At 55.2% G+C, this 21,428-nt stretch carries 19 protein-coding genes; 4 read left to right on the top strand and 15 right to left on the bottom strand.

Annotated elements, in window-relative coordinates:
* Window positions 1-2: 2 nt before the first annotated feature.
* Window positions 3-968 carry an ABC transporter permease subunit gene (locus VGH19_21625; GenBank protein ID HEY1173980.1) on the bottom strand — a complete coding sequence of 322 codons (966 nt, stop codon included), beginning with the start codon at window positions 966-968 and terminating at the stop codon, window positions 3-5.
* A gap of 342 nt (window positions 969-1,310) precedes the next feature.
* Window positions 1,311-2,270 carry a peptidyl-prolyl cis-trans isomerase gene (locus VGH19_21620; protein ID HEY1173979.1) on the bottom strand — a complete coding sequence of 320 codons (960 nt, stop codon included), beginning with the start codon at window positions 2,268-2,270 and terminating at the stop codon, window positions 1,311-1,313.
* Window positions 2,271-2,454: 184 nt separating this feature from the next.
* On the opposite strand from VGH19_21620, the gene VGH19_21615 reads away from it, so the two are divergent.
* From VGH19_21615 to VGH19_21605, 3 genes are all read left to right on the top strand, one after another.
* Entirely contained in the window at window positions 2,455-3,438 is a 984-nt protein-coding gene (locus tag VGH19_21615) for an acetyl-CoA carboxylase carboxyltransferase subunit alpha (protein ID HEY1173978.1), read from the top strand.
* 12 nt (window positions 3,439-3,450) lie between these two features.
* Window positions 3,451-4,431: a type I phosphomannose isomerase catalytic subunit gene (locus VGH19_21610; protein HEY1173977.1), complete on the top strand. Its 981-nt coding sequence runs from the start codon at window positions 3,451-3,453 to the stop codon at window positions 4,429-4,431.
* A 153-nt stretch (window positions 4,432-4,584) separates the two neighbouring features.
* Entirely contained in the window at window positions 4,585-4,863 is a 279-nt protein-coding gene (locus VGH19_21605; GenBank protein ID HEY1173976.1) for a hypothetical protein, read from the top strand.
* Between the two features lie 51 nt (window positions 4,864-4,914).
* On the opposite strand, the gene VGH19_21600 is transcribed toward VGH19_21605, so the two are convergent.
* The 13 genes from VGH19_21600 to VGH19_21540 form a co-directional block, all read right to left on the bottom strand.
* Window positions 4,915-7,059, bottom strand: coding sequence for an acetylxylan esterase (locus VGH19_21600; GenBank protein HEY1173975.1), 2,145 nt, complete (start codon window positions 7,057-7,059; stop codon window positions 4,915-4,917).
* Window positions 7,060-7,400: 341 nt separating this feature from the next.
* Complete coding sequence (locus VGH19_21595) at window positions 7,401-8,243, bottom strand: sugar phosphate isomerase/epimerase (protein HEY1173974.1); 843 nt, start codon at window positions 8,241-8,243, stop codon at window positions 7,401-7,403.
* A 461-nt stretch (window positions 8,244-8,704) separates the two neighbouring features.
* Window positions 8,705-8,845, bottom strand: coding sequence for a hypothetical protein (locus tag VGH19_21590; protein ID HEY1173973.1), 141 nt, complete (start codon window positions 8,843-8,845; stop codon window positions 8,705-8,707).
* A 14-nt stretch (window positions 8,846-8,859) separates the two neighbouring features.
* Window positions 8,860-9,141 (bottom strand): hypothetical protein, encoded by a 282-nt coding sequence (locus VGH19_21585; GenBank protein HEY1173972.1) that lies wholly within the window; start codon window positions 9,139-9,141, stop codon window positions 8,860-8,862.
* 148 nt (window positions 9,142-9,289) lie between these two features.
* Window positions 9,290-10,042: a prepilin-type N-terminal cleavage/methylation domain-containing protein gene (locus tag VGH19_21580; GenBank protein HEY1173971.1), complete on the bottom strand. Its 753-nt coding sequence runs from the start codon at window positions 10,040-10,042 to the stop codon at window positions 9,290-9,292.
* A gap of 373 nt (window positions 10,043-10,415) precedes the next feature.
* Window positions 10,416-11,213, bottom strand: coding sequence for a hypothetical protein (locus VGH19_21575; GenBank protein HEY1173970.1), 798 nt, complete (start codon window positions 11,211-11,213; stop codon window positions 10,416-10,418).
* 63 nt (window positions 11,214-11,276) lie between these two features.
* A complete protein-coding gene (locus tag VGH19_21570; GenBank protein HEY1173969.1) occupies window positions 11,277-12,293 on the bottom strand; it encodes a polysaccharide deacetylase family protein in 1,017 nt (338 codons plus the stop codon).
* A gap of 32 nt (window positions 12,294-12,325) precedes the next feature.
* The gene (locus tag VGH19_21565; protein HEY1173968.1) at window positions 12,326-12,718 is read right to left on the bottom strand and encodes a hypothetical protein; all 393 of its coding nucleotides are present in this window, start codon (window positions 12,716-12,718) and stop codon (window positions 12,326-12,328) included.
* A gap of 324 nt (window positions 12,719-13,042) precedes the next feature.
* Window positions 13,043-13,984, bottom strand: a complete 942-nt coding sequence (locus VGH19_21560; GenBank protein ID HEY1173967.1) for a hypothetical protein — start codon at window positions 13,982-13,984, stop codon at window positions 13,043-13,045.
* Window positions 13,985-14,116: 132 nt separating this feature from the next.
* Window positions 14,117-14,758, bottom strand: a complete 642-nt coding sequence (locus tag VGH19_21555) for a hypothetical protein (protein ID HEY1173966.1) — start codon at window positions 14,756-14,758, stop codon at window positions 14,117-14,119.
* A gap of 5 nt (window positions 14,759-14,763) precedes the next feature.
* Window positions 14,764-15,024, bottom strand: a complete 261-nt coding sequence (locus tag VGH19_21550; protein ID HEY1173965.1) for a hypothetical protein — start codon at window positions 15,022-15,024, stop codon at window positions 14,764-14,766.
* An 18-nt stretch (window positions 15,025-15,042) separates the two neighbouring features.
* Entirely contained in the window at window positions 15,043-15,273 is a 231-nt protein-coding gene (locus tag VGH19_21545; protein HEY1173964.1) for a hypothetical protein, read from the bottom strand.
* A gap of 202 nt (window positions 15,274-15,475) precedes the next feature.
* Entirely contained in the window at window positions 15,476-16,141 is a 666-nt protein-coding gene (locus VGH19_21540; GenBank protein HEY1173963.1) for a hypothetical protein, read from the bottom strand.
* A 450-nt stretch (window positions 16,142-16,591) separates the two neighbouring features.
* Between VGH19_21540 and VGH19_21535 the strand changes: the two genes are divergently transcribed.
* Window positions 16,592-21,343, top strand: coding sequence for a 2-oxoacid:acceptor oxidoreductase family protein (locus VGH19_21535; protein HEY1173962.1), 4,752 nt, complete (start codon window positions 16,592-16,594; stop codon window positions 21,341-21,343).
* Window positions 21,344-21,428: the final 85 nt, after the last annotated feature.

Raw genomic sequence — 21,428 nt, 5'->3', positions numbered from 1 at the left:
TGCTAGTTCAGTTCCCGGTCTTCAAACAGATATAGCGCCGCCATGAGAGAAGCCCCGAGATAGGCCACCACATAGCCGAATGCCTGCGCCACGTAACTCCACGGCACGCCGGGCTTGCCCGGCTCCAAAGTGTCTGCCGTCCAAAACAATTGCCAGTTGGGCGTGATGGTGTAGAGCACCTTCGCCCAGAGCGCGCCCGCTTCAGCCGGACGCCCAAAAAGATAATCAGACATCAAACCCAGAATGAACACGCCCGAGCAGATGGCCAGGGTGGGTATCGTCTCCAGCCGCGTGGAGCAGACCAAAGCCACACCCGCCAGTGTCCATAAAGCGAAAAGCAGCAGGATCGTCACTGGAACCATGCGGGTATCCACATGGTTCGGCTCCACTTCCACCGCGCTCTTCAAGACCATAAAATTCGTGATGACAATGTAAGCTATGGTAGTGGTGACGAGCAGGGCGATCACGCCATCCGAGGCAAAAGGCCGGCGCAGGAAGTAGTTGCTGATACCGGCCACCAAGTATGCCAGGGCGATTGCCGCATAATACACCGAGAGGCCTGCAATATCGGCATCCCCATAGGCATCATAAGCCATCCGGCTGGCGAGCAGCACGCTGAGGGCATTGATGTAGGTGAGCACCGTGAGGGCGCCCGCCACACCGAGAAACTTAGCGAGGAGGAATTGCGTGCGGCTCACCGGCTTGGACATGACGGCCAGTGCTGTGCCTGTCCGGATTTCCTTGGCCACGGAGGAGGATGCGCTCAATACGGCTCCGAAAAGGCCGGAAATGAAGGTAACGGCCAATACGCTATCTTTCACCAACTTCGGATCATCACCCAGCGCCATGTAAGGAACAGCCGCCAAGAAGACATTGAAAACGGCAGTGCTGGTGCCAAGCAGCAGAAAAATCGGCTGCCGGATCAGCTCCATGAACGCATTGATTGCTATGGTCAGTATCTGCCGCATCTAAGTTTGGTTGCGCCGCGTATCATAAGTGCGAAGCACCTGATTGCAACGGCTAACGCCGGTTTCTATAAGTTTTTCCGTAGTTTTATGGACTATTTTTACCATTTCAGCCGAGGAAGACGCCTGCATGGCGCATCTTTCCCCAGTCCGGTTCATAGTGACAGACAGCCCCTATAGCATGTTGTTCAACCCAGTAACCTCGGCAAAATGGGTGATAGACGGAAGAATTGTGAGCGGCAGGCATGACATCAAACAAGTTACGACGACAACGGCTGACCTGCGCTGGGAAATCGCCACGAACCCGAAAGCCACATGGCGAAAAAAGAGGGACGCCGGAGACTCTTAGTAATAACGGACAAACGACTTCTTCATCAGACGGTCCACGTATTGCTTGCGCAAACGGGCACGCTCTTCAGCCACCAAAATGCTTTCAATCTCATCACGAACCTCGGGCAACGGGCGGACCTGTGCCTGCCGGATATCCTCGACCAGCAATATGTAACAGGCGTCCGCCGTTTCGATTACCCCGCTGTGCTGACCTTTCTTCAAGGAAAAGGCGACGGCATCCAGTTCCGTCCGCAATACCTTCTTCTTCTCCACCCAGCCCCAATCCCCCTGCTGCGCCCGTTGGGCGCCTTCAGAATATATTCCAGCCATCTCGGTGAAGGAAGCACCCTCATCCAGCTTGAGCAGGATTTCTTTGGCCAGCTTGGTGGTGATGGTGGCATCCGAGCCGGGTGGTTTGTTCAGCACGATCATGCGCAGCTTGACCTGGTCTTCCAATTTGTAGTTCTGCTTGTTGGTCTCGTAATACTGCTCGATCTTGTAGGGGGAGATGAGCACCACCGAGCTGACATGCTTCTGCGCCAACGCGTCCACGATGATCTGATCCCGGATGTTCCGGCGATAGCTTTCATAAGTGCCACCCTGGCGCTGCAAGGTCTGCGTCAAACGAAGGCGGTCACCGAACTGTTTGCGGATGCGAGTGTTGATCTCATCATCAATGATGCTCTCCGGGAGCATGTAACCAGAGACCTTGTAATCATTCAGAATCAACTGGCGCTCCACCAGTTGCTGCAATGCATCGTTTTGCAGTTGGGCCATCTTTTGCGACAACTGGGCTGATGGCGTGGTACGGCGGATGGCATCAACGGCAGGTCCGGCGAAATCTTCGACTTCAGTGTACGTGATGACGGCATCGTTCACGATCACGGCAATGCCGTTCAGAGTACGGGCCTGTTGCGCCACTGACTGAAGCGTCAGTGCCAATGTCAACCCAATGAATAACCGGAATACTTTCATGACAAACGTGGCGCATACTAGGTGCGGCAATAGGGGCGGGTCAAGCCGACCCGCAGGAAAGCTGAAAATAAACATTTGAACAAAACCCAAAACAACCCGGTCGCCACCCGTGACAACGGCGGAGTTTGCCCCATGTTACTTCCCCTTGCGCGCTCCCCCTCTCCGGCCTATCCTCCGCCCCGACATGAAGCATCAGCTTGAATTCGAAAAACCGATCATTGAACTCCAACGCAAGTTGGACGAACTGAAGCGGCACCCAGCAGAGAACAAATCTCTGGGAATCGATTTCGACCAGGAAATCAAGCAGATGGAGGCGAAAATCGCCGAAACCCGCAAGCAGGTCTATTCCAACCTGACAGCTTGGCAGCGCGTCCAGATCGCCCGCCATCCCAAACGCCCCTTCTCGCTGGACTATTTCCAGCATTCGTTCACCGATTTCGCTGAACTGCACGGCGACCGCCTGTATGCTGATGATCGGGCCATTGTGGCCGGTTTCGCCAAGCTCGGTAACCATAAAGTGCTCGTGATGGGCACTCAAAAAGGTCGCGATACCAAGGAAAACATCCTACGCAACTTCGGCTCTGCCCACCCGGAAGGCTATCGTAAAGCCCTGCGGCTCATGAAGTTGGCGGATAAATTCGGCCTCCCGATCATCACCTTGATTGATACCGCTGGCGCGTATCCCGGTATCGGCGCAGAGGAACGTCACATCGCCGAGGCGATCGCGGTGAACCTACGCGAGATGATGCTTTTGCAAGTGCCTGTGATTGCAGCAGTTATCGGCGAAGGCGGTTCCGGTGGCGCACTTGGCATCGGCGTGGCCGACAAGGTGCTCATCATGGAGAACGCTTACTACTCCGTCATCAGCCCGGAAGGTTGCGCAGCCATCCTCTGGAAGGAGCGCAATGCCGCCGCCAAAGCAGCTGAAGCTCTCAAGATCACAGCCAAAGACCTGCTCGAACTCAAACTGGTGGACGAAATCATCCCGGAACCGCTCGGCGGCGCTCATGTGGATACTAAGATTTCGGCAGACAATTTGAAAGCCAGCTTGTTAAAGCACTTGGAAGGCTCTCTAAAGCTGAGCACTTCCGAGCGCCTGCGCTTGCGCTATCAGAAATTCCGCGCTCACGGGCATTTCAACGATCCCAAGGCCAAGCAAGCCGCCTAAAAGCATCCGGTCATGGCTCTCTACCCGCTCACGTTCCAGCCGATCTTCAAGGAACGTGTTTGGGGCGGGCGCCGTCTCGCGGATCTTTACCAGAAGAAACTCCCGGCCAACGTGCCCATCGGCGAATCGTGGGAAATCACGGATCGCCCCGAAGGCGTCAGCGTCATCACCAACGGCACCTTCGCCGGTAAGGACCTGCGTTGGTTGATGGAACATCACGGTGCAGAACTCCTTGGACCAGCGAAACCTCAAAGCGGCCGCTTCCCCCTCCTCGTCAAGTTGCTGGATGCTCAGGACGACCTTTCGCTCCAAGTCCATCCTCCCGCTCATAAAGCCGCAGAACTCGGTGGCGAACCCAAGACTGAGATGTGGTATGTGGCCCACGCCACGCACGACGCCCAAATCTATGTGGGCCTGAAAAACGGTGTCACACGCGAGGACTTCGAGCGCAAAGTCAATGACGGCACCGTCGCGGATTGTTTCCATCGCCACACCGTTCATGCTGGCGATGTGATGTTCCTCCCCAGCGGTCGCGTCCACGCACTCGGCGCGGGCAGTGTCATCTTTGAGATTCAGCAAAACTCGGACACCACCTATCGCGTCTTCGACTGGAACCGCAAAGGTCTCGATGGCAAACCGCGCGAGTTGCATCTGGAGCAAGCGATGAAGTCCATCGACTTCAATGATTTCGAGCCTGCGATGCAAGCCGCCGCAAGCACTGCTTCCGCCATCTCCAGCCGTCGCTCACTCGTGGACCACGATCTCTTCACCGTGGACCTTCTCGCGCTGCCGCCGAAGTCTTCCGCGCAATTGCCTCACACCGGGCCTTTAGTTATCGCGGCGACACAAGGCAGCGTCACCATCTTCTCCTCGGGTGATCCGGTACATCTGTACACCGGGCAATTCGCCGTCATCCCCGCGAGTGTTTCCGCTGTCACCCTTCAAACGAGCGCGATCACTCGTGCGAGCGTGTTGGTGGCTGAGGCACGATAGGAAAACATTCATCTTGCAATCCACCGGACGATTTCGTCTCCTGACGATCAGTTCGGGTATTGAGCTTCAAGGGATTTTAAAAATCCCTTCCGTAAAAGGACAAATCTACGCTCGGAGCCCGTCGCCAAAGGAAAAAAACACCCAATAAATGCTATGCTCGCAGAGTATAAAACAAAAACAAACATCGGCATCGGTATCGGACTCCTGATCCAATTCGTCGGACGCGTCCTGACTGGTGTGGAAAGCCTCGCCCTGATCGGTTTTCTGATGGTTTTGGTAGGCTATATCATGTTCATTTGGGGCTGTGGCTGCTACGCCATCGGCAAGGGCTACTCCCAGTTCCTCGGGTTATTGGGAATTTTCAGCTGCTTGGGCCTCCTCATTCTCGCCGTCTTGCCGGATAAGCACAAAACGCCACCCGGCATCAAATAGCACCTCTTTTTTCGTTTTCAGCGGGGGTTGAGTCCATCAACCTCCGCTTTTTCATTCCTTCACCACTTCCCCTTTCCCATCCATCGTCTCGATCATCTTCAATTTCTTCCCCGACAACATCCGGTAACAATCCGGCAGATCAAACGTCTTCAGTACGCCTGGCACCATGCTCGAGAGCGGCCACTTGTAGATCTCCGTCTCCGCCAGATCCGCGTAAGACGTCAGCGCGTTCTTGAACGTCACCTGGTTCACCTCATCCGCAAAGATCGCTGCAAACGTCGCGGGAATCGTTCCCCATCCCTTCGCCACCAGATGCACGCCCTCATGGCCCGTGCCGCGCAACCAATCGATCACCCGCAAAATGTCCCACGTCTTCTGCGCCACGTAGGAATCATCCAACATGATCGCATGGATCGCATAGAAGTAATCGCTCCCGTACGGGTTCAAGAACGAATTCGCCCCGCACGTGTCCGGCTTCGATTCCCCGATGCCCCGCACATCGCACGCATAAAACGCCGCGTCTTTCTCGGCGTCCATGATCTCCTTCACCAGCGGCTCCTCGCGCAACTCCGCATCTGCCGAGTGATGCGCGATGTATAGCACCGCGCGCTTCTTGTCCTTCGGCGGCCGCGAATACAAAGGCTCCTCCGTCAACCGCGTCACCAGCGCATGCACACCCGCCTCCGTCTCCACTGCGTACGTGATCGCATGTTTCGTCGGATATTTTCTGCCACTGATTGGCCGCAATATCCGGTACTCTGGATACGTCGTCTGTCGCCGCACCTTCAATACATTCGTCAACGCCTGCCGCAGCGCATTCCCATCCAAAGGCGCGCGCTCCTTCCGCAATTTCTCCGAGATCTCCTTCGTGAACGAAAACATCGTGCGCGATTTCAATTCCGCCACTTGTCCGTTCGGCGTGCACCACAGCGTCTCGTCCTTCTCGATCACCAGCGCCGGCTCCTTCTCCGCCTTCGAGACCTGCGTCATCGCATTGAAGAACTTGTACATCTCCTCGCGATTCTCCTGTGAGTAACCGTGATACGTCGGTCCCGTGAACATCGCGATGTTGTTCGGGAAACCCAGCAGATCATACAGCCGCTGCAACCGCCCGTAGGCCTCTTCCGTGCCGCGCACGTCGAAGAAATCACGCTCCTTCGCCAGGATGATCACCGGCCTCGGTGCCATCGCCGCGATGAAATCTTCGTGATCCAACCCCATCGCCAGCGCCTTCGGCGGACATTGCTCAGTGTCTGCTGGCAATTCGTTCTCCAAGTTGCGCCGGAACGTCGTGATGAAACACGCCGGAGCCGCCATCGTCCAACGCGCCTCCAATCCGCACAACCACGTCGTCATCGTGCCACCGCCGGAATTGCCCGTGATGCCTACCACCTCCGGATGCACCTCTTTCCGCGTCAGCAGATAATCCAGCGCCCGGATCCCGTCCCACGCCCGCCAACTTCCGAAGAATTCACCCACGAGGAACTGTTGGTTCCCGCCCAGCAAATGCTCGCTCACCCCCGAACCCACCGTCGATTTCAACTTCTCATCCGCATACTGCAACCGCTCACCCTGCCCGATCGGATCAAAGATCAGCGTCACATAACCCTGCCGCGCCAATCCCTGTGCAAAACTCTGATACGCCTCCGCCGCCTTGCCGTTATGCGAGTGCCCGCAAGAACCCACGATGCCTGGCAAAGGAAACGGACGCCCCTTCGGGATATATAGATTCGCCGTCACCAGGAATCCCGGACGGCTCTCGAAAATCACATTCTCGATCGTATACGCATCACGCTCGACCGTCTTCGTCGTCCTTGCATTCAGCGGCGTCTTCTCCGGCCAAGGACCGAAACAGGCCTGCACCTTCTGCCGCACCGCCATCACATACTTCTGCGCGCTCTCCAGGCTGTTCATCTCCTGCTTGCGCGACCGCACCGCCTGCTCGATCCGCTTCACCCGCGCCACATACTGCTCCTGCACCATCCGTGGAAACCGGTTCAACGGCGTCAACGACGGAGCTGCTACAGCCTTGCCTGCTTCCGCTGCTTCCAACGAAGAAAGCCCCGGCACCTCGCCCATCGCCAGCCCCAGCAAACCAAGCCCTGTAGCCTGCAACAACTCGCGGCGATTCCACAACAACGACGGCGACAGCCCGGGATTATTCGGTGAAGGATTCATGATTGATGACAACGCCATTTACATACTCCCATTTCACGAGCAACAAAAGCGAATTTGCCACCCCTGATAATGTAGCAGCATCCCATACCGGATGACAGGCTCTCACTTCCAAGAATGCCCCCCCAAGCGTTCACCACTCTTTCCTCGATTGATAGATGCAGGGCCGGAGAGAGGAGGCACTGGTCCAACTTTATAACGCTAAAAAACGCTGCATCCGTGTGAAGTGAAGATTTTCCGGGTTCAGACGAGGCTTTGGCGGAGGAGCAGACTCCAAGGATTCTGCGACGGAGAAGCCAGAACAAAAAAAGACCGCAGGACTCTCATCCTGCGGTCTTTGCAATCTCTGATGTGAACTCTGCTTACTTCACATTCTCCTTGAAGAACTTCGACGCCACTTCCACGAACTTCGTCGGCTCGTTCGCGAAGGATGCGTTGTCCGTCTCGATGGACATCACACCGTCCCACTTCGCCTTCTTGATCTCCGAGAAGAGGCCTTTGTAATTCGCGTGGCCCGTGCCCACTTCCACGTCCAGATACACTTCCTTGCCGTCCTGCGTCTTCTCGATCTTCTTGTCCTTCAGGTGCATGTCATACACGCGGCCCTTGTAATTCTTGAACACCTCAGCCGCATCGAAGCCCGCTGCCGTGATCCAGCCCACATCCATGCACACGCCGATGCGTTTGTCGCGAGCATCGAGGATCTTCTGCACCGTGGCCGGATCACCATACACGCTGCCCTTGCCATGGTTATGGATCGCCAGCTTGATGTCATACTCCTTCACCAGCTCTTCCAAGTTATCCCAGATCGCCTGATCGCGCGGCTCCACGATGATGAGCTTGCAGCCGAGGAATTTCGCCATCTCGAACAACTTCTTGTTCTCCTCTTTCTTCATCGAGGTGCCCGCCACGCCAAACGTGTAGCAAGTCAGACCTTTGCTATCCAAGATCGCCTTCTTCTTCGCCCAATCTTCCTTCGTGCCATTCGGATCAATGTGCTTGCCGATCATCTGCAAGTGTTTGATGCCATGCTTCTCGGCAAATTCCACCACTTGATCAAAGGACATGTTGCGGCACGTCCAGGTCTGGAGACCCAGCTTCGGCTGGGCTTTTTCCGCGGCCTGCGAGGAAGTCACCGGGGCGAGCGCCAAAGCGGCCACGGCCAAGGTGGAAAAGAGAAAACGACGTAAAGATAGCGGTTTCATGAATGATGAATGTGATTCGGTTCCCGACGATTCAAGCGGAACGCGCCAAATCGTCAAGCATGCAAGGATAGACGCGGATGCCCAAGGCCTTGTTCAATCCCGCAATTGGCCCAAAGGGCCAATAGATTCTAGCCTAGGGCAGCAATCGTCGCCTACGGCGATTGCTGCCCTAGGAAGTCCGATACAAAGGGATGTGCCCTGAAAGTGGCACGAGAGACATCGTTGCTTGCATTCAACCTATTCGCACCTTCCACCCGCAGTCCCCCTCGCGTTAGCGAGGACAGATTCCTAGCCACGGGTTTTTAACCCGTGGTAGCCCATCTCAGTTCCCGCGTCGCATAGCGACGACAGAACCACTGCCAACCAAAATCTTCCGTCACTACGTGACGGCACTCCTATTGATCCCACCCGGCGGCTTTGAAAGCCGCCGCTATGAATCTTTCGTGCCTAACGGCACGGAATCACACTCCACCACCACCATCAACCATGCTGCCACAATCCCGCGATTGCCCATGCTCCTTGCACGACGTCGTGTTGCTGCCGCTGATGTACATCCCCAGCAGTACCAAGCCGAATATCATGCACCAAATGAGCGTTTCCATAGGCTTGTCAGTGTTTAATCACTACTGCTGCTGCTCCCGCCACTGTCACACCCGCTGCTACCCGAATCAAAGCTGCCCCCGCTATCATGGCTGCTGCAATCGTGCGAGCTATGGTCGAAACTGTTGTCTGTAGAAGATTGATGGCCCTGAAAATCTGAAGGGTTGGTGGTATCCCATGCTGAAAAGCCTCCATCATAACCTCCGGTTGATCCAGTGCGGCCGCCTTCGCCGCGATACCTGAATATCATGAACATCCCCACCATCAGCAGTAAGAAGACGATGAAAAAGTTTCCCATGACTGAATGATGATAACACCCGGCTCAGAGAGGGACACTATAAAACTACCGTCATATTGGAGTCGGATAGCCAAATCAGAACCCTCGCAGTGTGAGTCACTGCGAGGGCTTGCCCCCATTCATTCATTTACCTTGGCGTCCTGCTGAATTATTGTGGTTTCCCTTCCGCATCCACTTGCGGCAGGACGAATTGATTCGCCTTCGCGCCGTTGCTTTGTTCGCTCAGGCGCACTTGCTCTTGCAGCTTCTCATTGCCGCCGGAGGCCATGCTGCCATCGCTGAGGAGAAACACACCCACGCTGCCGTGCATCGGCGTCACGTGCTGGTTCACCAACTTGGACCACACCACCGCATTCGTGCTCGTGGCCGTGATGTTCGTGGCATAGCGATAATGCAGTGCCGTATCACTCGGCCCGATGTGGCGATCGCCGAAGAGGATCGTGGACGGCTTCGTCTCATCCGCTTCCAAGCCGATGAAATAACTCACCGCCGCATTCTGCTTGCCCGGCTCTTGCAAGCCGCGTCCGACAACGTCGGTGAAGTCCAGAGCCTCATTTGCTTTGCGGATGGCGTCGCCTGGACACAACAGCAATTTCGTCGAACCAAGTTCACCGGAGAATTTCTGGAAGTGTTGCCAGGTATCCATCCAATTGTTGTTCGTCTTGAGCGAGCTGCCCTGCACCTTGTAGGGATAATTCTGCTCGTGATCATTCGCGAAGACCTTGATGGCGATACCCATCTGCTTCTGATTGTTGATGCATTGCGTCTTCTGCGCCTGCCGCTTGGCATTCGCCAGCGCGGGCAATAACAGCCCCGCCAGAATGCTGATGATGGCGATGACGACCAGCAGCTCGATGAGCGTGAAGGCCGCCCGATGAATAGAGTACGTCTGTGCTTTCATAATAGACCTCACGGAGTTTCCCGAAGTTTCGGTGGCGGGACTCTGGCACCGCTGCCAGAGCGAGTAAGTCACCTTAAGTCAATGAAAGCATCGCGTATGCCACCAGTAAAAAATGGGCATAAATGGCCGGAAATGCAGGATTTTAGAAGAGAGATGGCCGAAGCTCACGCCTGATGCGTGAAAAGTGGAAGATCGGATGAATCCGATGGATGGGCCGACGAAGCATGTGTCCATGTGCTGCCGGATTCCAGCCGGCAGTTCTGCGGGCGACGACGTAGCAATCCATCAGCGGGCGAAGTGTGTCATCAGTGATTTGATGATTGCCGTGATGCTATTCTACCGCTCCTACTGCCGGCTGGAATCCGGCAGCGCATTACCTCGGCTCATCCGCCTGCAACGTTGTCACCACACCATTCTCCAGCATCACACGTCCGCCGGGATAACGCCACACCTCGGAGCCACTGGCCTCTGCGCTCACCATCTCGGGATCGCCCCAGCTCGCGCGCACATCGGCATACGTCATGCCCACCATCACAAAGCCATCCAATATCGCCTCGCGCATATCGTCGGGCATATCAGTCGCGCTGTTCACATGATTACGCTGGAGCTGCTGACGGTTCATCGCCTCCATCACGTTGAACGACTTCGTGCGCATCTCAGGCAGGCGGCGTTCGAGCGATTCGATCAGCGCGGCGAACATCCAGTCCGGTACTTGGAACTCATGTGTGCCGCGCTCGCTCGTCAGGGTGAAGAACCGACCAGTGGTGGCCGATTGTTCCACGAAGTCTTTATCGAAGAAGACCTCCGTGTAATTCATCTTCTTATCGAGCGAAGCCGGGGGACGTGCGTAGGCGTTCATCGTGAGCGCACCCAAGCCATTCACGATCACCGAGGAACCGGCATCTACTGCGCGTGGAGAGGTGGCGATGCCCAGCCCGTAAACGATGCTCTTCCCGCGATGATACTGGGCGAAGAGCGTGTAGTAATCTGCGTGTCCTGTGCCCGTGCTGCCGGAAGGGAGTTGGAGACGCACGGCACCGCTGGGGCGATTCGGCGCGTAGTCCACATCCGCCAATGTAAGTGCCTCATTACGAGAGATGACCGCCGCGTGTTTCGTGCTGCAACCGCAGAGTCCCACCACGACGACAGCCAACAGGCAAAACGTTTTCATAACCGGCCTTTCAACGGAATTCGACGCAGGAGAACGGGCGGTTATTCGAATGCCGTAAAGGCATCAATTCGCTTTCTCCAGCACGATCGGAACGCTTCCCGGCAACGCATCATAACGGATGCTGCCATTCTCCACCTTTACCGAAGTTTTCTGGGTGCCTTGGGTGACACTGGCTTGCTTCCAATCCGCAGGCACCTGCGTGATGAGCGTGAGCGGATGATCGTAAAAGATCGGGTCCGCTTTGGACTTCAGCTCCAGTCGGATTGCGTCGCCTTTCTTTTCCACGACTCTCACCTCGGCAGAGTTGCGCTCAGTCTCGTATTGATGCGCGGAAATGTGGTCGGTGATCCAGAGCTGGTTTTTATCCTGACGCTCCTTTAGCGCGTCGAGCAAAGGGAGGAAGATGTCCTGCTTCAAGGCCCAGAAGTCCTGATAGCCCCAGTCCGGCTTGAGGCGTTCCACGCCGTGGATGACGAGGTATTCCATGCCCTTGTTCGTGATGGCCTTATCTGCCAGCGCGAGCATCTCTTCCTTCGTCTTCCAGTGATAGACCGCTCCGTGATTTGCGAAAGGCGGCCGGTCGATCATGTTATTCTGTTTGAGCAAATCGTTCAGTTGCGCCGCCGTGATGTTCCAATCCTTCGGACCCACGCCGGGTTGGCCGTAGGAGATGAGCTTGGTCTCCTTGGCCCCGGTGACCTTGCGGATGTATTGCGCGCAATTGCCGATCTCCGTGATAGCGTTCGTGTAATCTTTCACGCCCTTATGCGTCATGGTGTGATTGCCATAGACCATTCCTTGCTTCCACAGCTTGTTATCCCAATCCGCCGAGAACTTGAGGTGCTCACCTTTGCCGGGGCAGATGTAAAACGTGGCGATCATGCCGCGCTTCACCAACTCCGGCGCAGCCACCTGCACGTGGCTGGGCCAACTGTCATCGAACATCAGGAGAAACGTGGCGGTGCGGTCATCTTTCCACTTCGCGATGCGGGTCTCGCCGATGTCTTGGGCGAATATCGGGAGAGCTGCAGCCAAGAGAAAGATAGCCGAGAGTAATGTATTCAAGCGGAGACTGGACATAAGAGTGTTTCTGAGGACTGAAATTTGTGTGTTCAAGGTTGTTCTGTCTCCTTGATCACGCCTAACGCACGGTTCAAGAACTTGAGCAGATTCTGACCTGACTGAGCCTTGGCATCGAACTCGATTGTGCCATGAAGTTCATGGGTGGAGACTAAGATATTGTTACACTTGAAGCAGATGGAAAGTCTCACAGAAGCGCCGCTCGCATAATGGCATTCTGCAGCATACGCAGGGATATGGCAGCGCATCTGGTTGCTGTAACGAAGAACCCGAGTACGCTTCAACAGCTCCTGCGATTGCTGTGCATCCAGCGTGACTGAACCTGACAGAGCCACATCCGGCTTACGGTCATGGAAGGAAGGGCCGTCTTCAGCTTCAATCAGATGAAGGTCAGTGCGTATTAAGTTTTGCGTGCTGATTTCCATGACGATGCAACTCTATTCTAGTAGATCGTCAGTTGGCAAATCTGGTCCTTGCTTGATAATGGTGCGCGGCTTTCCATCTGAAGCTTCGGTATATACTAAGAAAAGCTCCCTTTCGAAACCGAAGTGAAATTCGATCTCGCCGTATTTCCAGATACCGCTCAAAGGACGTTTGCGAAAGCCCTGCGCAGTGTCATCCCGGTTCGCCGAACAATGCGTGCAAGTCTTCCCGCGTCATTCCTAGCTGGATGATACCGAGCTTGCCAGTGCGCTCATATTCGCGCCACCATGTTCGAAATTGCATTGAACGACTGTTATTTACGACGATTAGCTGTCTTTGAGACATTTTTCAGTGCGACTACATTTTCTGCATTGTAACAAGACTACCGTTGAAGGATCTGTGACGAAATTGTTCCAAACATCGGACAGAAAATGCCTACCCCAGAAAGCATCGCAACGCGGACACACGTTGACCATATAGTAATCACTTGCAGTTTTACTAAACCGCCGTTCAATTTTGACACCTTTTTCTTGAGCAAATTGTATTTCTGCAGAGCGAAACTCTTCGGGTCCGGCTAGTCCCCATTGGAAAAGCCCATAAGCTGCCTTCATAATTCTTTTACACCGAGAGCAGTTGCGGTCCACGACGTAAACGCTTCGCGCATCCATCAATCCCCCGCATGAGCATTTAACAGCCAAACAGTAGTTAAGTTGGGCAGCTTGAAGAATCGCAGCTTTTTCAAGGAGTTCCAAATCACTGCTTGAAGAGATATCAAATTCTGCCAAGACGATTTTGCTATTCCGATAGAATTCTATAGTTTCAGGCTCTGGGCTGTGAGTTACGACCATTTCTATCGCGATGTAGGGTAGGCCCTTCCGGTTGAACAACATCAAATCCGCCCTGATACTGCCGTGACAGTATTCCTCCTTGATCGCTATTGCCTTCTTGAGCAGATCGACCTTGTGTTTACCTTCACAAATCGAACAATTCCATTCTATCTCTAACGCCGTGTGTGCAAGCAACGAACGTTCTATTCTTTCTCTCAGGATTCGCTTGGAGAGAATGTGGAGAACGGATTCTTCGCTGCATGGTGTGCCAATATTGGCGTGAGAAAAATGATGAATTCGGTGCTCGCCTTTGCGGGCAATCAAACTTCCTCCGCAACCAGCACAGACACAATTACAGTCCAAGCCTCGTTCGACGTCTTTTACCTCAACCAAACGTCCGTCACGGATTGCATACTGAATTTTAATGTTATCGTGCGGCATCTTCTGCCACCCCTTCTGGGTGATGTGTTTGCGGGCAACTTACCGGAGGTATCGCTCTCGATGGTCGCTCGACCTCCGGCTACTTTCTGGCATCACTTCGTGATGCGCGAGGAATACGGATAATTGATGGGTTTATTTCAGCTTTGGGATGATGAGCGTTTCCTTCCCGGTGATTTCGTGGGGATGTTTTATCGTTTTCCGGTTGGCCTCGTAGATGTGATTCCATTTGGTGTCATCGCCATAAATCAACCGGGCGAGCTTGGGTAAAGTGCTGTCATTGTTCAAAGTCCCCATTTTATATGTGAACGGTTTCGGCGTGTTCACGATCTCTGTTTGAAGGTCCGCTTCCATCTCCTTCATCCACTGCACCGTCTGATTTAAAGCTTTGCCTGTGATATTATAGAGGCCACTTGGGAGATATAGCAGTCCGCCGTTGTGGGTTAAGCCTAGCTTCATTGTCGTCCCATCAGTCAGTGTCAGCTCTAGCCATAACCGTGCGGGGGCAGGTGCGAAGTAGCCCGTGCCGTCCAGCATGCGATTGTTCATCCATGGTTCCAAGGATTTTTCTCCTGCCAATATGGCCAACAGCGCATCTCCCCGTGATTTCTCGGTCTGAGTCGATTTGAAAACAGGTTGCAGACGTTTATAGGCTGCGACCGTGTTGGTAAGGGGAAGGAGTGCGGATGGGTTTTGCGCGCACAAAGACCCGGACGAGGTCATCAATAAAGCGACCACAAGAATCAATGCTGCCTTTATGGAATGACACGGCTTCACACTGCTTATTCCCTCCCATGGTAACGGAGGTAGTAATAGCTGTCTTCCAACGCGACACACGGTTTGTAAATCCGGTAAAGCAATGTCCGGGTGGGGGATTCCAAGCTGATCAGCAAAGAGGGATAGTCGTCATCAGGTCCGAGATGGTCACCGCGAGGCCAGTGCAGGTCGACCGGGCCGTAACAGCGGTAAACACCGTATCCAGCAAGATAGACGGCAAATATCGCAGCCAGAATAAAGACACGGTGTTTTTTGATTTTCTGCATGGCTCGCTGGTGTCCTAGTCAGGGATCGCAATGTTTTTTCACGAAGGCTGAGAGTTCCGTAGTGGAGACGGTGTTCCAGACAAGACCGCAATCCAAACACGCATTGCTGATCAACTCAGGGCCGTGACTCAGGGTAAAGGAGAACAGCTTCGAACTGCTTGGCCGAAAGGTTGCTATAGGACGGCCTTGATTGTTCATGATCTCACCTTGGACGGTGCGTTCACTCTGGCATTGGAGACACTTGGGCATGGCGTTCCTTCTTGTCAGTTCAAAGTGAGGTATCGGGCTGGGAATTGCAAGGGGTAGAGATGCAGGCGGATGTATGGACAATCCTTTCGGGCCTGGCGGTCAAAAGACAGTCTGATTCTCAAGCCTGGAGGGCAAAAAAAGAGCCCAGCGGGTTTATCGCTGGGCATAGTGCAGGAGGCACAATCTTTTGAGGAATCACGCACTACCATTTCTTCCACTCTGTCAGGATCGTGTCGGCGAATTCGTTGACGCCTTCCAAGGTAAACGTGACGATGATCGAGTTTTCGCTCTCCGGAGCGAGCCGGACCAGCATTTTGTCGGTCTTTTTCAGCTTGGTAAGGAAGGTGTTCGATCCCATGGCGGGATATGCAGCCTGGTGGTCGTCCGAAAGGGACCATCTTTCCGTTTTGGCTTTTTCCGTGCCATATCTCACCGTGACGTCAATGGTCTCATAACCCAGATAGTAGTCATAATCCACATAGGCCGACAGGCGTTTTCCGTCCTTCAACGCGATGACCAGGCGTGGGCGTATATCCCGGAAGCCCACACGCACGGTCTGATCCGCTTCTACAACGGCTGTATAGATCTGTTTGTCGTCGATGGGAGAGATGGAGGCATACAAAGTCCAGTTGCCGTGCTTGGTGACGGTTTTGCCGGTGATTTCCTGCTTTTTCTTCTCTTGGGATAGCTTGGCCGCTTTCGCCGCCAGGGCGTCATAGGCTGCCAGTCTTTCCGTGGCATTCGGCTGCGCAGAGATCTTGACGAGTTCCGTTTGGAGATTCACGGGTGCTTCAGCCGCCTGCAAAGGCATGACCGCGCAGAGGGTAAAGATGGCTTGAAGACAGATATTTCGGGTGAAGGTGCGCATTTTATTAAAGACTTGTTAAGTTTGTTTTATCCCTCTTGGTAATGGCTGGATTTATAAAACCTAGTTTTTCGGAGTGTCAAACTTTTCTGCAAGCTGGCGATTTTTTTTCGAGTTCAAATCAGACACTTAGGGTGTTTTTCTGAAATTTTGTGTAGCTGGAGTGAGTTATAGCGAGCGGAGTGATAACGCCTGCACAAAAAAACTGCCATGTTCGTGCCCATGGTAGAGGAAAAAGACAGGGCGGAGGGTATTGGGGAAACATCGAACACCGAGAAATGGGAAAATGAAGGGGATAGGATGGCTCGAAAAATTCCACTCCCGCATTCTTTTCCTTTGTGTCTTTCAGCGGTACGTCATAACGTTAGGGACACCTTCACTTCCGGCCATGCCTGGCGGGGGACCGTCGTTTATGGGTCGGGCGATGAACGTGCTACCGAAAGGCATTGCTTTATGGCCACAGACAACCCTGTAACCGCAGCAAAACCGGTACCTACCAACCCGGCTGTCAGTTCCCGTAACAAACCCAAGTATCCCGGCATCCGGGTGACGTGTAATGGCAACCAGCTCGTTACGCAGTGGGTGGAGACGCGTATCACGGAAGGCGGCGTGTTCTATCCCATCACGCCCTCCACGGAAGGTGGCGAGATCTATCAGCAATCTTTTGCACAGGGTGAACTGAACGTTTGGGGCCAGCAGAAGATCGCGGTGGAGACGGAAGGCGAACACGCTGCGCAAGGTGGTGCGACGTCTTATGCGGTGCAGGGCAAGCGCACGGTGAATTTCACTTCCGGCCAAGGCATCGTGTATGCCATGGAGCAATATTATCATGCGCCGGGCAAGCTCTCCACGATGGTGCTGGAAGTCGGCGCGCGCGCGCTGACTAAGCACGCGCTGAACGTGCATTGCGGGCATGATGATTTTTACGCCGCGCTGGATACGGGTTGGACAATGTTGATGGCGAAGGACGCGCAACAGGCTGCCGATCAAGGCATCATTCTGCGTAAGGCGAACGAGCTATCGCTGAATCCTGGCATGAACATCCAAGACGGCATGCTCTCCACTCACTCGGAGCGCACGTATCTCGCGCCGGAAGCGGAACTCCTCCGCGAATATCTCGGCGCACCAGATGACCAGATCGAGTGTCCAACGCCCGCGCAACGCGAGCTCTTCGGTGAGAAGCGTCGTCGTGTGCCGATCATGATCGACCTGAAGAACCCGATCCTCCTTGGACCGGTGCAGAATCAGGAGCATCACATGAACGGTGTGGTGGCGCGTCGGAATAATTTCAACGAGTACATCCTCGGCTTCCTCGAACAATGCTACGCGGAGTTCGGTCGCCTGACGGGCCGTCACTACGGGCTCATCACGGAATACAAGACGGAGGATGCGGACACGGTGTTCGTTTCGCTCGGTTGCGCGGCGGAGAATATCGAGGAAGCCTGCGATTACCTGCGCAATCAACGCAGTGCGAAGGTCGGCAGCATTCATATCAATGTGATCCGGCCTTTCCCGGAAGCAGCGGTCATCAATGCGCTGCGCGGCAAGAAGAACGTGATCATCATCGAGCGCACGGACGAAAGCCTCGCCGGTGATAATCCGCTGGCACGCGATATCCGTGTGGCCTTCGGCAAGGCGCATGAAGTGGGCAAGTTCGGGGGCGCATTACCTGCGCTCACGCCGGAGGAAACGCCGCGCCTGTTCCGCGGTTCTTACGGCATCGGTTCACGGGATTTTCGCCCGGAACACACCTTGGGCGCGTATGAATTCGCGACGGGCCAGACGAAACGCAAGGACGGCAAGAGTTCTGCGGATGGCGAGACGTTCTTCGTTCTCGGTGTGGATCATCCGTATGCAGTCATCAGTAAGGACACGCCTTCGCTGTTGCCGGACAAATCCATCGCGGTGCGGTTTCATTCGATCGGCGGATGGGGCATGATCACCACGGGCAAGAACCTTGGTTCGATCATCGGTGACTTCGGCAAATACGTCTCGGAGCGCGATCCCGTCTATGACGAGGAAGGCATTCTCAAGGACAAGCTGAACATCATGGCGAACCCGAAGTATGGTTCCGAAAAGAAGGGTGCGCCGACGAATTATTATCTCGTAGTCGCGCCGGAGCGCGTGCGCGTGAACTGCGAGCTGAACCATGTGGACGTGGTGCTATGCTGCGATCCGAAAGCATTCACGCACACGAATCCGCTGGAAGGCCTGAAAAAAGGCGGCTGTCTCGTGTGGGAATCGAGCGACACCGTCGAGACCGCCTGGCAACGTATCCCGGCGCATCACCGGAAATTTGTTAAGGATAATAATATCCGCGTGTTCATTCTGCCGGGCTTCGCGATTGCGCGGAATGCGACGAACCAGCCAGAGTTGCAATTGCGTATGCAGGGCAATTCCTTCCTCGGCGCGTTCTTCCGCGTGTCGCCGTTCCTCACCACCTTCAACATCACTGAAGAACAATTCAGCACGGTGGTACGGAAACAGTATGAGAAGAAGTTCGGCCGCTTCGGTGATGCAGTCGTCGCCTCCAACATGGAGGTGATGACGCAGGGCTTCACGCAGGTGCAGGAGATCAAGTATGGCGAGATCGAAGATGCCGACCGCTCCAGCATGCGCAATGCGCCGTTGAAGCCGTTGGGCGAGCATCAAATCAATCCAACAGCGGGTGTGAAAGGTGGCAATGGTTTGCAAGCGTTCTCGCTGCCGAGCGGGCAATCGCGTGTGCCGGTGCAGACGCTGGCGAAGTTCGACAGTGAGTTCCGTTGCGGCATGGGCTATCACCAGCCTGCAGGTGCGCTGGCCTCAGTCGGTGTGATGGGCGCAGGCACGGGTGCTACGCAGTCCAAGTATGTAGCGCGGCGTGAGACGCCGGTTTACATCGCGGAGAACTGCACGCAATGCATGGAGTGCATCACGGCGTGCCCGGACACGGCCTTGCCGAACATGGCGCAGGACATCGCGACCGTGCTGCAAACAGCGGCGATCAATTACGTCGCAGACACAACGGAGCGCAAGAAGCTGCTGAACGAATTGAAGGGCGTGGAAGAGCGTGCGCGCGTGCGCATGAAGGATGCCGTGACGAAACGCGAATCGGTGCCGTTCAAGGACATCATCCGCGATGAAGTGAACCAGTTGGCGCAAGTGAGCGAAGCGGCCCGCTTGCAGTTCACGGGCATCATCGACCAGTTGCCGCTGGCGTACTCGAATGTGCCCGCGATCTTCCGTTCGCTTGAGCAGAAGACGCCCGGTGGCGGTGGCTTGTTCTCCATCTACGTGAGCGATCTTTGCAAAGGTTGCGGCGAATGCGTGCAGGTGTGCGGTGATCACGATGCCTTGCGCATGACGACGGAGACGGAAGATCTGAACGCCAAGCTGACGACGGCGCAGATCTTCTCGCGCCTGTTGCCGGATACGCCGCAGAAGTTCCTCGGTCTTTACAATGATCAAGATGCTGCGGGCTCGCGTGAAGCGGCCTTGCGTAATCACTTGATGGTGCGTCGCAATTACGAGGCGCTCGTGTCCGGTGACGGTGCGTGCGCCGGTTGCGGTGAGAAGAGCGTGCTGCGCGCGATCGCGTCTGTGACGGAAGCGCACATGCGCCCGATCTATCACAAGAAAGCGGAGCGTCTGAAGGCGAAAGCGGCGCGGTTGGAACACGAAGGTGCATCCAAGCTGGCGGCGCTCAAGGCGCGTGATCTCGCGCAATACCAACTGTTCCGCAAGAGTGTGGCGCACGTGATTATGGGTCTCGGTGGCGAGAACGACAAGGACACGGCCAAGCGCATCGTAGATTACGAGGCGAAACACGGCGAGATCACGGATGATCAGATCGTGGGCGGATTGGTCGCGGTCTTGAAACAAGACGCGTTCAATCACAAGGACCTGCAATCGGTGGATGGTCGCAAGGCGAATGGCATGTCCGTGATGATGATGGGTGCGAGCACGGGTTGTAACACGGTGTATGGCTCCACGCCACCGTCCAATCCGCATCCGTATCCGTGGATGAACTCGCTGTTCCAGGACGGCTCGACGATCTCGTGGCTCATGGCGGAATCCGTCATCGTGAATCACGCGCGCCGTTCCGTTTCGCCAGAGCGCATGGTGGATGCGTTGCTGGATAAGGAAACGGTCACGAGCGAGGCGGAGTATTTCACTCTCACGCACCTGGACGACACGCTGATGACGGAGCAGGAGATCCGCGAGTTGCCGAAAGTCTGGGTCGTGGGTGGCGATGGGGCCACGGGCGACATCGGCTTCCAGAACGTCTCGAAGGTTATCCTGCAAAACCGTCCGAACGTGAAGATGCTGATGCTGGACACGCAGGTGTATTCGAACACCGGCGGTCAGAATTCCGACTCATCCACGATGCTCGGCGGTTATGACATGAACCAGTTCGGTGTGGCCTCGCAAGGCAAGCTGATTGAGAAGAAGAACGTCGCCGAGGCGTTCACGAGCGGTCACGGGTCACCATTCGTTGCGCAAGTCTCCATGGCGAATGCGGCGAAGATGTACAAGGCGATGCTCGATGGTCTTGAGTATCGTGGAACGGCCTTCTATCAGGCTTACACCACCTGCCAGCCGGAACACGGCGTGGGTGATAACATGTCTGCCGATCAGGCGAAGATGGTGCGCGATGCGCGCGGCATGCCCGAGTTCGTGTTCAACCCGCGCCGTGGTGAAACGACGCAGGAAGCGCTGGACATCAAAGGCAATCCGACGCCGGACCGTGACTGGTGGCGCACGAAGTTCGCGACGAACGGCGAGGAATACAATTACACCGTGGCCCACTGGGCGCTGACGGAAGGACGCTTCCGCAAGCACGTGAAAAACATCACGGAAGAAGAAGCGCAGAAGATGATCCACTTCGATGACATGCTCGCGCTCATCACGCAGGATGACGTGATCCATCGCCGCGTGTTCAATCCCGCGCACCGCAGCTACGTCCCGAACTTCGATTGCTACATCAAGAACGAGGCGAAGGGTAAGATTAAATATGTAGCCGTCTCGCGCCAGATGGTGCTCTTCGGCGTGGAACGTCGCAAAGCGTGGCGCATGCTGCAGAGCAAGGCAGGCGTGGCGAACAAAGACTACCTCGCGCAGAAATCCTTCATCGCGAAGATCGACAAGGGCGAGATCAGCCTGGCCGATGCGAAGGCGAAGACGAAGGAACTGCTCGCCGCAGAACTGGCGGCGATCAAGTAACCGGACTTGCAGGACGTTTAGCAAGCCCTGCAGCCATGTGGCTGCGGGGCTTTGTTTTGGATAGACGATACCGAGACTGTTACGT

Source organism: Verrucomicrobiia bacterium (assembly GCA_036405135.1).
In the GTDB taxonomy this organism is placed as follows: Bacteria; Verrucomicrobiota; Verrucomicrobiia; order Limisphaerales; family JAEYXS01; genus JAEYXS01.
Note: the sequence above shows the minus strand (reverse complement) of the source record. Positions and strands in the feature narration are given on the sequence as shown.